The organism is uncultured Aquimarina sp. (assembly GCF_947492405.1).
Classification (GTDB): Bacteria; Bacteroidota; Bacteroidia; order Flavobacteriales; family Flavobacteriaceae; genus Aquimarina.
The window spans coordinates 956,140-967,442 of the sequence record NZ_CANLMP010000002.1 but is presented as its reverse complement, the minus strand read 5'-3'; the positions used below and the strand labels follow the sequence as shown (position 1 = coordinate 967,442).

The 11,303-nt window shown below is 32.7% G+C and carries 11 protein-coding genes; 6 read left to right on the top strand and 5 right to left on the bottom strand.

Annotated features, from left to right (window positions below):
• Positions 1 to 196: 196 nt before the first annotated feature.
• Together Q0829_RS10445 and Q0829_RS10440 are read right to left on the bottom strand one after the other, a co-directional pair.
• Positions 197 to 1,156, bottom strand: a complete 960-nt coding sequence (locus tag Q0829_RS10445; RefSeq protein WP_298542223.1) for an alpha/beta fold hydrolase — start codon at positions 1,154 to 1,156, stop codon at positions 197 to 199.
• Entirely contained in the window at positions 1,156 to 2,157 is a 1,002-nt protein-coding gene (locus Q0829_RS10440) for a bestrophin family ion channel (protein WP_298542219.1), read from the bottom strand. Before Q0829_RS10440 ends, Q0829_RS10445 begins: the two co-directional genes overlap by 1 nt.
• Positions 2,158 to 2,383: 226 nt before the next feature.
• On the opposite strand from Q0829_RS10440, the gene Q0829_RS10435 reads away from it, so the two are divergent.
• The gene (locus Q0829_RS10435; RefSeq protein ID WP_298542216.1) at positions 2,384 to 2,872 is read left to right on the top strand and encodes a thioesterase family protein; all 489 of its coding nucleotides are present in this window, start codon (positions 2,384 to 2,386) and stop codon (positions 2,870 to 2,872) included.
• Here Q0829_RS10435 and Q0829_RS10430 read toward each other — a convergent pair.
• On the bottom strand, positions 2,869 to 3,765 hold the full coding sequence (locus tag Q0829_RS10430; protein WP_298542213.1) for a DMT family transporter: 897 nt from the start codon (positions 3,763 to 3,765) through the stop codon (positions 2,869 to 2,871). The two genes, Q0829_RS10435 and Q0829_RS10430, sit on opposite strands and share 4 nt — an antisense overlap.
• Positions 3,758 to 4,111, bottom strand: coding sequence for an ArsC/Spx/MgsR family protein (locus tag Q0829_RS10425; protein WP_298542211.1), 354 nt, complete (start codon positions 4,109 to 4,111; stop codon positions 3,758 to 3,760). Before Q0829_RS10425 ends, Q0829_RS10430 begins: the two co-directional genes overlap by 8 nt.
• A 100-nt stretch (positions 4,112 to 4,211) precedes the next feature.
• On the opposite strand from Q0829_RS10425, the gene Q0829_RS10420 reads away from it, so the two are divergent.
• A complete protein-coding gene (locus Q0829_RS10420) occupies positions 4,212 to 4,667 on the top strand; it encodes a DinB family protein (protein WP_298542209.1) in 456 nt (151 codons plus the stop codon).
• Here the strand turns inward: Q0829_RS10420 and Q0829_RS10415 are convergent.
• Positions 4,662 to 5,441, bottom strand: a complete 780-nt coding sequence (locus Q0829_RS10415; RefSeq protein WP_298542207.1) for a DUF3298 and DUF4163 domain-containing protein — start codon at positions 5,439 to 5,441, stop codon at positions 4,662 to 4,664. The two genes, Q0829_RS10420 and Q0829_RS10415, sit on opposite strands and share 6 nt — an antisense overlap.
• Before the next feature lie 162 nt (positions 5,442 to 5,603).
• Here Q0829_RS10415 and Q0829_RS10410 point away from each other — a divergent pair, with 162 nt between their 5' ends.
• The 4 genes from Q0829_RS10410 (at position 5,604) to recO (ending at position 11,300) form a co-directional block, all read left to right on the top strand.
• Positions 5,604 to 6,743, top strand: a complete 1,140-nt coding sequence (locus tag Q0829_RS10410) for a cystathionine gamma-synthase (RefSeq protein ID WP_298542205.1) — start codon at positions 5,604 to 5,606, stop codon at positions 6,741 to 6,743.
• Between the two features lie 103 nt (positions 6,744 to 6,846).
• The gene (gene gdhA, locus Q0829_RS10405) at positions 6,847 to 8,190 is read left to right on the top strand and encodes an NADP-specific glutamate dehydrogenase (RefSeq protein WP_298542203.1); all 1,344 of its coding nucleotides are present in this window, start codon (positions 6,847 to 6,849) and stop codon (positions 8,188 to 8,190) included.
• Between the two features lie 123 nt (positions 8,191 to 8,313).
• Complete coding sequence (locus Q0829_RS10400; RefSeq protein ID WP_298542200.1) at positions 8,314 to 10,581, top strand: two-component regulator propeller domain-containing protein; 2,268 nt, start codon at positions 8,314 to 8,316, stop codon at positions 10,579 to 10,581.
• The gene (gene recO, locus Q0829_RS10395; protein WP_298542193.1) at positions 10,581 to 11,300 is read left to right on the top strand and encodes a DNA repair protein RecO; all 720 of its coding nucleotides are present in this window, start codon (positions 10,581 to 10,583) and stop codon (positions 11,298 to 11,300) included. Before Q0829_RS10400 ends, recO begins: the two co-directional genes overlap by 1 nt.
• The last annotated feature ends 3 nt before the right edge of the window (positions 11,301 to 11,303 follow it).

Genomic DNA, 11,303 nt, shown 5'->3' with positions numbered 1-11,303 from the left:
TAGCGATAATTTGATTTCCTTAACGATTATTCAAGGAAACGACCAAAACTCTTAAATTATTCCTAATTAAAAAAAGATTTTCGATGAAGAGACCAAAATTTACCACACAAAACCTTAACATTGGCTTAACATTTGTTTCACGTATTTAGTGTTGTAGGAATATTATTACAAACTATGGTAAAAACGTTAGATTTCTTTACCATTTCTGTAAAAATGCTATGGTTTTATACTCGTTGTAGTACGTTTCTCCACGAAGATAAAACCCAACATGCCCTCCAAAATTGGGTATTTCTAAAAATAAATTAGAGTTTTCTTTTGCTTCTTTAATTGGATAACATTTATCTCCAAGAAAAGTGTCATTTTTAGCATTAATAATAAGTGTAGGTACTTCTATGTCTTTCAAAAACCGCTTACTACTACATTTCGTATAATAATCTATAGCATCAATATATCCGTGTGCTTTGCTAGTATATAGGTCATCAATATCTATCAGAGATTTACACGAACTAATGTCGGATTTGCTAATGCTATCTGGAAAAACCTCATGCCTTTCCCTTAATTTTTCTTTTAAGCTTCTGATAAAACGTTGTTGATAGATAAAGTTTTTAGGCTTATTGATTTCTGTCAAAGAATCATAAAGATCACAAGGAACGGAAACCGCAACAGCAGATTTAACTTGTGTAGGAGTAGCTCTTTCCCCTAAATATTTTAAAGTTATATTTCCGCCAAGGCTAAATCCACAAATAGAAATATTACCATAGTCTTTTTCGATAATATGAGTGATAATAGAACTTAAATCTTCGCTCACACCAGCATTATAAGATCGGTATAACCGATTAACTTCTCCGCTACAATTGCGAAGATTTACGGCTGCAACATCCCAGTGATTGTCATTTAGATGTCTCGCTAATCCTGTGATGTATTGTCGTTGAGCATTGCCCTCTAATCCATGAATTAATACAGCAACCCTTCTTATGGATTTAGAGTTAAGTGTATAACTCCAATCTATATCTATAAAATCACCATCATCTAATTCAAGACGTTCACGTTGTTGATTAACGCCTTTAACTGTTCTTAGTAAATTTGGGAATATGGTTGAAAAATGACCATTTCTAAAAAAATAAGGGGGCGTGTATTGTGATTCTACAATGGGCATTAATACAAGATATTATCTTTTGGTTTTTCTTTTTCAGGAAGCTCTTTCTCGTCTAACATATCTCTAAGATCAATCTCAATAGTTCTGCATAACGCTGTCATCGGAACATCATTAATTCTTCCTTCAAAAGGATCTTCACTATTACTACCAATTTTTTCCATAGTGGTAAATATCCAAGAAACCAATACAGATAACGGAATCATTAAAAAGATAAACCATGGTTTTAAGTGGTGGGTCATATCTACAAGTTCATTTTCGAAAACATTAAGCAATCCAAACGGTAATAGCAATACAAAAATCCAAGTAAAAACAGTACTGAAATATGCATATTGACGAGGAAATGGTGTGTTTTTAATACGTTCACATTTTCCCTGAAGGTTATATAATTCCTCTAATACTCCATGTAAAAGTTGTTTGTCGAATTCCGTGATCTTGCCCGAATTTAATAATTCTTTAATGTGCAAACCTTGATTTTTAACTAAATGAGTCGCAGCATTTTTTCTTTGGAGTAAATCCTTATACTCGCTCTCTGATACAAAATTTTTAGTCGCATCACAAGCTGGGTTACGTTCCCCATGTTTATTAAATAAACGTTCTACAGCTGCATTTTCTTTTAAAGAAAAAGAAGTAGGTTGTCTCAATTGTATACGCAGCGCATTAATCCAAGCAATATGTCGATAGATAAGTACTTTTTTTGTTTCCGGATCATCGTTCACTAAGCATAAAACTTGATTAGCCCATGTTCTACTATAGTTAACAATACCTCCCCAAATTTTCCTTCCTTCCCAAAAACGATCATAACTTTGGCTGTTTTTAAAACCAATATAAAAAGCTACAGCGATACCAATAACAGAGAGTGGTTGGAATGGAATATCAATAAATTGTAGCTCAAAAAAATGATATAGAGAAAAAATACATGCTGTATAAATGGTAAAGAAAAGGAGGTTTTTCCATGCGAAGCGAAGAATAAGTCCCCAGCCGATATTACGTTTAATATACATTTATTAATTTTTGTTCTAAAATAAGAAGACCTCACACGTTTTCAAAACTCATTAGGAGATAATTATTTTTAAGATTTAATCTGTAAGAATATGTTTAAAAAAACTACTACAAATTCTTATTTGTAGAAATGATGTCATACACTTTATTTTAGGGAAGAATTTTGTAATAGTTTATTATGCGGGCATAATAAGTGTTTCGTATTTTTGTGGTGTAAAATTAATGGATATGTATTTAAAAGAATTTGAGATTAGATGGAATGATATTGATGCAAATCGTCATTTGGCAAATAAAGCATATGTAGAGTATGCTGCTCACACACGTATAAATTTTTTATCAGAAAAAGGTTTTGATCAAAGATCATTGGGGAAGTTTAATATTGGTCCGGTAGTGTTTTATGAACATATCTATTATTTTAAAGAAGTTTTTTATGGAAAACCAATTAGGGTTTCATTAGAATTATCTGGCATGAGCGAGGATGGAAAGTTTTTTGAATTCAGACAAAATTTTTATGATTATAAAGGTAGAAACTTTGCTCATTACGAAATGATGGGAGCCTGGTTAGATTTAAAGATAAGAAAACTAATACCTCTTCCTGAAGAAATGCTTGGACTTATGGAGGCTATAGATCGGACAAATGATTTTAGAATCTTAACTAGTAAGGATACAAAGAAATACGATAAAACTTCTGTAGATTTATCTGATGCTGATGTTTAGGAAGTAATTTTTTTCGGTTTTTTAGTTACCAGATATACGCCTAAGAATACTAGTAGAGCAGATATAATTTTAACCAAGTTTAAGGAATCAGCACCCATTGCCATGGCAAAACTAATCGCAAGTAAGGGTTGTAGATAGATAAATGCACCAATAGTAGAAGCCTTCAAAGTTTTTAGCGCAAATACATTCAATAAATAGGTGAAGAAAGTAGTTCCTATTACTACAAAAACCATTTTCCATATCACATCATATGGCAGCATAGTCCATTGTACCTCACTAAATTCTGAAATCGTAATAGGGAAATTAATGATAACACCGATAAGGAAAAACCATTTCATCAATGTAAAAGAATGATATTTTGCTGTTAATGGCTTTACCAATACCAGATAAATAGCATAAGAAGCAGCATTAATAATAAAAAGTATATTTCCTAAAGGGATATTGGGTGCATCTTGCCTCACTTCTGCTCCAAAAAGAATAAGTCCTAATGCGCCAGAAAAACCAAGTAAAATACCGATGGTTCTTAACCAGGTAATTTTTTCGCTTAAAAAAATAGCGGATAAAACGAATACCAAAATAGGAGATATGGTAATCATTACAGAACTATTTATTGGCGTAGAGAGTTGAAGACCTTTAAAGAACATCAACATATTGATCACCATACCAAAAATGGCGCATCCAAAGATTCTGAGCCAATCGCTCCGGTCAATTTTTTGTTTTGGAGCCCAGATAGAAGCAAGCCAAAAAAGAGCTGCTGCACCAATAACTCTAAGAAGAATAAAACCAAAAGGTTTTATATAAGTAGGCATTACTCCTTTTGCCAATGTATGATTAATAGCATAAATCAAACTGGCGCCAAAAGCGGCTAATAATGCTACCGTTCTTTTATCCATTAATAGCTGTATTTGCAGCTTCTACGACTTTTTTACTATTTCCAACAAATATTTGGTTTTCATACAGAATTACAGGACGCTTTAAGAAAGTATAATGCTCTAGTATTAAGTTCTTGTAATCGTTTTCTGCAAGAGTCTTGTTTTTTAAATCTCTTTCCTTGTAGAGTCTGGCTCTTTTACTGAAAAGAGATTCATAAGTACCAGAAATGGCTTTCATTTCTTCTAATTGATAAGATGTAATTGATTCAGCTTTAATGTCTTGTAAAACAAAATCTGAAGAAGGATTTAACCCGTTTAAAATTCGTTTACAAGTATCACAAGTGGATAGATGATATATTTTTTTCACAGATGGTAATTTAAAATGTCAAAATCAACACAAAGGAAATTCATTTCACGATGAAAACTCATATTTTTGGCTAAAAATTAAGAACATTTACTAGTTGAATATGAAAGATCTATTAGAAATTACAAGAACCAATAGGAGATTATTGCTCAAAATTATGGATAACTATTCGTTAGAGGATCTTAATAGAGTTCCTGAAGGATTTTCTAATAATTTGATTTGGAATATAGCTCATGTAGTGGTCACACAGCAACTACTTGTTTATAAATTAAGTGGGTTGCCTCTAATTATTGACGATGAACTGGTAAATCTTTATAAGAAGGGAACCAAAACAGAACGAACGGTTTCGCAAGAAGAAGTAAGTACAATTAGAGAATTATTGTTTTCTACCTTAGATAAAACGGAAGAAGATATTAGTGCTGATATTTTTAAAGAGTATACTGAGTATCCAACAAGTACCGGTTTTGTATTAAAATCTGTGAAAGACGCTATCAGCTTTAATAATTTTCATGAAGGAATCCACCTTGGTTATATTTTAGCTCTTAAAAAATCATTATAAAATATCTACGGAGAAAAAATTCGAAACTTCTTTTTTGTTAAATTTTAGTTCTATGGGTCCTTCAGCGTATGAAGCAATCTCATACTGATTATACCATAGGATGAGATGATCATCGGTTATTCCAATGTTAGTAGGAAGAATAAAAGTCTCGTTTTCAAAAAAGAAACCAGTACTATTTATAGATGCATCTTCAGGTATTTCATAAGTTTTTCTAAATGCTTTCTCAGCGAAACTTGAAAATTCATCGTAATTATTTAGTAATTTTTTGTTTTCAATGAGTTTACCGGTTTTTAGGTCCATGTTTAAGTATCTAGTATTGCCGCTTCCGTGTGCACCACCTGTAAATAAGTACGAATCTATAACTATAGAGAGTATATCTGAATTCTGAAAGCTAACATCAGAATATATACTAGCTTCATATGGAATGATTTCTTCGGGAAACTCTTTTAATATTTCTTGATAAGAAGTATTAAAATTTTGAAGAGCTTTCTCTATTGTGTCCAAAGAAGCATCGTCTTCAAAATTTAAAACACCACAAGCAGCTTTTTCAATTACTCGATTGATGCTTTTTGATACTTTACTTTCGGTAATAGATTCTACCAGAAGAATTTCTGTAATTACACAATTGGTAGTTTGACAATCAAAAAAATCATCAATGGCTATTGTTCTCTTCCTAAAGATCAAAGATTCGTTGGTGTCACAGCTATTAAAACATACTATAATTACTAGAAAAAAAAGGATCCTAGGTATGGTGTTAGGTTTTGTGTTAATCATCTACTAAAGGTATTCATTGAGATATGATTAGAACGAATTAAATCATACATTTGTTCAGTTTTTTAACATAAAAATGAACAAGTTAATTTTTTCTGTTCGAAAATATTAGAGTTGACTAAAGGAATGTCAAAAAATTAAGAATTATTGTAAAAATTTAAAGTATTGAAGTTTAATACTAAAACAATACACGGAGGACAAGAGCCTGATCTTGCTTATGGAGCAGTAATGCCCCCGATATATCAAACTTCTACCTATGCCCAAACAACACCAGGAGGTCATAAAGGGTTTGAATACAGTAGAACACATAATCCAACTAGAAAAGCATTAGAAAATTCTTTGGCAAGTATAGAAAACGGAAAATATGGTTTGGCGTTTGGATCTGGATTGGCTGCTATCGATGCAGTAATCAAGTTGCTAAAACCTGGAGATGAAGTTGTTTCTACTAATGATTTATATGGAGGAACTTATCGATTGTTTACTAAGATATTTGAAAATTTCGGAATTAAATTTCAATTCATTGGAATGGACAATGCCAATAAGGTTGAAGCGTATATAAATAAAAACACCAAATTGATCTGGGTAGAAACACCTACGAATCCAATGATGAATATTATCGATATCAAAGCAATCGCTAAGGTGTCACAAAAACATAATATTTTATTGGCTGTTGATAATACATTTGCGACACCATACCTACAAAGGCCTTTAGATCTTGGTGCTGATATTGTAATGCATAGTGCTACAAAATATATAGGAGGGCATAGTGATTTGGTAATGGGAGCTTTAATTGTTAGAGATGATGAGGTTGCGAAACGTTTGTATTTTATTCAGAATGCAAGTGGAGCCGTTTGCGGACCTCAGGATAGTTTTTTAGCACTTAGGGGAATTAAAACATTACACATCCGTATGCAACGTCATTGCGAAAATGGCGAGGCAATTGCTAAATACCTTAAAAATCATCCTAAAATTGAAAAAGTATATTGGCCTGGATTTGAAGAGCATCCTAATCACAATATTGCTAAAGAACAAATGGATGGGTATGGAGGTATGATATCTTTTGTTCCTAAAGGTAGTAATTATGATGAAGCGATTAAAATAGTAGAAAACTTAAAGATTTTTACTTTGGCAGAATCACTTGGAGGTGTAGAAAGTTTAGCAGGACATCCAGCAAGTATGACACATGCATCAATTCCAAAAGAAGAACGTGAGAAAACGGGAGTAGTTGATGCTTTGATCAGATTAAGTGTTGGGATAGAAGATGTAGATGACTTAATCTCGGATCTAGAACAAGCGATTGAATAAAACATTATTAAATTCAAAAAAATAGATGTATTTTTTTGAGAATAACATATATTTGACACGTTGAATTAACCTTTAAACAAGAATCTTTTAATCCTATTAACATATGCAAGCAAAGATAGATGCATTTATGGAAGAAGTAAGAGCTCGTAATGCGCATGAGCCAGAGTTCCTACAGGCAGTACAAGAAGTTGCGGAAACGGTAATTCCTTATATCGCAACAAAAGAAATTTATAATGGGAAGAACATTTTACTAAGAATGGTAGAACCCGAGAGAGCTATAATGTTTCGTGTACCTTGGGTAGATGATAAAGGAGAAATACATGTAAATAGAGGATACAGAATTCAGATGAATTCTGCAATCGGTCCATATAAAGGAGGACTTCGTTTTCATCCTTCGGTGAATTTAAGTATTCTAAAGTTTTTAGCTTTCGAACAGGTTTTTAAAAATAGTTTGACTACGCTTCCTATGGGCGGTGGTAAAGGAGGATCTGATTTCGATCCTAAAGGGAAATCAGATGATGAGATTATGCGTTTTTGTCATAGTTTTATGAGTGAGCTTTATAGACATATTGGACCTAATACTGATATTCCTGCAGGAGATATTGGTGTAGGAGGTCGAGAGATAGGGTTCTTATTTGGTATGTACCGTAAGATGCGTAATGAGTTTACAGGTGTACTTACCGGAAAAGGAATTACTTGGGGAGGATCATTGATTCGTCCAGAAGCTACAGGATATGGTACTGTGTATTTTGCACAAGATATGCTGGGAACTAAAGGTGATTCTTTTGAAGGAAAAACAATAACTGTTTCTGGCTCTGGGAACGTTGCACAATATGCAGCAGAGAAGGCAACACAACTAGGAGGAAAAGTGGTTACTTTATCAGATTCATCTGGATATATTTATGATGCAGACGGTATTGATGAAGAAAAGCTAGCGTTTGTAATGGAACTTAAAAATGTAAAAAGAGGACGTATTAATGAGTATGTTGAGAAGTATCCATCAGCAGAATTTCATAAAGGAAAGACTCCTTGGGAGGTAAAATGTGAGATTGCATTACCGTGCGCAACACAAAATGAATTACACGGTGATGATGCTGAAAAACTAGTTGCTAATGGATGTATTTGTGTAAGTGAAGGAGCAAATATGCCAAGTACGCATAAGGCAATTGAAGTTTTCCATAAAGCAAAAATTTTCTTTGCACCAGGTAAAGCATCTAATGCAGGTGGTGTTGCAACATCTGGATTAGAAATGACGCAAAATTCATTGAGGTATAAATGGACTCGTGAAGAAGTAGATGAAAAATTAAGGCAAATAATGAGAGAAATTCATTCTGCTTGTCTTGAGTTTGGAACTAATGAGGATGGATATGTTGATTATGTAAAAGGAGCAAATATTGCAGGTTTTGTAAAAGTTGCTGATGCTATGTTAGCACAAGGAGTTATATAAATAATAATACGTATTTATTATCAAAGCCGTTCTTACTAGATTAGAACGGCTTTTTTCATTATTTGAAAGCAATATTTAGTATTTTAGCGTGTTATCAAGGCAGGTTAATATCACTCATAAATTATGCAATATTTCAGACAATTAATACTCCTAATTTTTCCATTATGTCTTTTTGCTCAAGATTTCAGTAATCAATGGACTGGGCATTATTCCTATTTTCAGATTAAAGATACATATGCTATCGACAATAAAGTTTATGTGGCTTCTGAGAACGCTGTTTTTATTTATGATACAGATACTAGAACTTCAGAAACTTTTACGACCGTAAATGGTTTGTCTGGAGAAGTTATTTCTACCATTTATCACAGTTCTATATATGATATTACGGCTATTGGTTATGAAAATGGATTATTGGAATTAATCATAGATGATGAGGTGAGAACCTTTATTGATATTTTAGAAAAACCAACAATTCCTCCAGTACAAAAAAGAATTAATCATTTTTTCGAGGATCAGGATAAATTATTAATTTCTACAGAGTTTGGAATTGTAGAGTTTAATTTAGAAAGAATTGAATTTGGAGATACTTTTTTTGTTGGCCCGGCAGGATCGCAAATAAATATTACAGGAACAGCCGTATCAGACAATTCTATATATGCAACTACTACTGATAACGGTATATTGATAGCAGATGTTAATAATCCGAACCTAGTAGATTTTAACCAATGGACTACTTTGATTCCTGGAGGATATAATGGTATTACACTGTTTAACGATCAAATTCTTGTTTGGGAAAATAATAACCTTGTTCGTAGGTTAGATGGCTCTACGTTAACCACTGTTGTTACGGCTCCTGCAAATATTATAGATGTATCTGTTGGCTCAGAAGGTTTAACTGTAGTTACATCTAATAATGCATTGGTAGTTGATTCTAATTTTCAAGAGATAGCATCTGTTGTAAGTACTCCAGAAGACACTTTTTTACTTAATTCTGCACTAACCTTTGATAATAATATATACATTGGAACTCGAACTAGAGGGTTGTTAGAGATTGATTTAAATAACTTAAATGCAAAAACTTCGGTTACTCCCGAGGGGCCATTACTTAATTCTGCTTTTGGTTTAGAAGCTTTAAACGATAATTTATGGGTAGTTTTTGGTCGGTATGATGTGAATTTTAATCCATTTGGATTAGGACCGCTTAAGCAGTGTGGTATTAGTAAACTTACATCAGGGGGATGGTTTAATATTCCTAAAGAAGAGGTGCTAGGAGTGACATCTTTATCTCATATCACCATAAACCCTAATAATGAAGATCAGGTTTTTATTAGTAGTTATGAGGATGGTTTATTAGAGGTAAATAACAACGTTGTCACTGAATTGTATAATGAGACTAATAGCGATTTTGGGGATGCTCTAAGGTTAAATGGTTCGGTATTCGATAATGAAGGAAATTTGTGGATTAATAATTCCAGAATTGATAACGGTTTAAGAAGATTTTCACCAAGCTCATCACAAATTTTAAATGTAGATTTAAGTGAATTTATACCGAATCCCGGAGATAATCTTGGTTTTTCTGATACGGTAATTGATAGAGAAGGAAATTTGTTTTTGGGAGGTTGGAATTCTGGAGTCATAGGTTATAATTCTAGTACTGGAGATCTAATTCAGTTGTTGGGAGAAGCAGAAGCTTCTAATTTGCCTAGTAATTATGTTTTGGCTTTAGAAATGGATCGAAATAATCAGCTATGGATAGGTACTTTTAGAGGAATTAGAGTACTATTTAATACTTCTGGAGCGTTCCAACAAAATAATCCAAGAGCTAGTCAGGTTATTATATTGGATGAAGAAGGTGTTCCTCAAGAACTTTTATTTGATCAAACAATCACAGATATTGAAGCAGATGGATCTAATAACAAGTGGGTAGCAACAGCATCATCAGGTGTGTTTTATTTCTCTTCAGATGGTCAGGAAACCCTAGCACATTTCACACAAGATAATTCTCCCTTACCTACAAATAATGTTAGAGACATTTCTGTAGATGATTCCACTGGATCCGTTTATTTTGCAACTGAACTAGGGTTGCTTGAATTTAAAGGAACAGCAACAGGACCTGAAAGTAATCTAGATAACGTAGCAGCATTTCCTAATCCCGTAAGGCCGGGATTTAATGGGCGAGTTACCATAAAGGGATTAACAAGCAGAGCAAATGTTAAGATTACAGATATCGAAGGTAATTTAGTGTATGAAGAAATTAGCGAAGGAGGAAGTATTCAATGGGATACTACAGCCTTTGGAAGACATAAAGTCGCTTCTGGAGTTTATCTTATTTTAGTTACCGGAGAAGATCAGGGCGAAACCACTGTTTCTAAGCTTTTGATTGTTAGATAATGATTGTGCAAACTTCGGCTATAGTAATTCACTCTTTACGTTATGGAGAAAGTGATTTAATAGTCTCTTTGTTAACAAAAACCAGCGGATTACGTTCATATCTATTAAAAGGTATATTAAAATCAAAACGAGGAAAAATAAGATCATCTTTATTTCAACCTTTGACACTCTTAGAGATTGAAGCTAATCATAAAGATAAAGGTACATTAGAAAGAATTAAGGAAGCTAAAATTCTAATTCCATATCAATCGCTGCATACAGATTTTGTTAAAAGTTCATTAGTGTTTTTTCTTTCAGAAATATTAAAAAATACAATTCACGAAGAAGAAGTAAACGAAGAACTTTTTCATTATTTAGAAACAACATTTTTGTGGTTAGATTCTCATGATAATATTGGGAATTTTCATATTTCATTTTTGATAAAACTTACGCAGTATTTAGGTTTTTATCCTGATGTATCAGATATCTCTTTGCCTATCTTTAATATGCAGGATGGTTGTTTTCAATACAACAGTTCAAATGTGTATTGTATAGAAGGAAATAGTGTTTTGATCCTGAAGAAGTTTTTAGGCACGACATTTGAAGAAAGTATGAGTATTAAAATGTCTAGAATGGCAAGAAATGAAATTCTTAGCATGTTATTAGTATATTTTGAGCTACATTTGCACGGTTTTAAAAAACCGAAGTCGCTTTCTATTTTGAATGAAATTTTTAGTTAAGTA

Bases quoted from the DNA above. Each gene is read 5' to 3' on its own strand.
- Q0829_RS10445 (WP_298542223.1), bottom strand. From the start codon at position 1,156: ATGCCCATTGTAGAATCACAATACACGCCCCCTTATTTTTTTAGAAAT.
- Q0829_RS10440 (WP_298542219.1), bottom strand. From the start codon at position 2,157: ATGTATATTAAACGTAATATCGGCTGGGGACTTATTCTTCGCTTCGCA.
- Q0829_RS10435 (WP_298542216.1), top strand. From the start codon at position 2,384: ATGTATTTAAAAGAATTTGAGATTAGATGGAATGATATTGATGCAAAT.
- Q0829_RS10430 (WP_298542213.1), bottom strand. From the start codon at position 3,765: ATGGATAAAAGAACGGTAGCATTATTAGCCGCTTTTGGCGCCAGTTTG.
- Q0829_RS10420 (WP_298542209.1), top strand. From the start codon at position 4,212: ATGAAAGATCTATTAGAAATTACAAGAACCAATAGGAGATTATTGCTC.
- Q0829_RS10415 (WP_298542207.1), bottom strand. From the start codon at position 5,441: ATGATTAACACAAAACCTAACACCATACCTAGGATCCTTTTTTTTCTA.
- gdhA (WP_298542203.1), top strand. From the start codon at position 6,847: ATGCAAGCAAAGATAGATGCATTTATGGAAGAAGTAAGAGCTCGTAAT.
- Q0829_RS10400 (WP_298542200.1), top strand. From the start codon at position 8,314: ATGCAATATTTCAGACAATTAATACTCCTAATTTTTCCATTATGTCTT.
- recO (WP_298542193.1), top strand. From the start codon at position 10,581: ATGATTGTGCAAACTTCGGCTATAGTAATTCACTCTTTACGTTATGGA.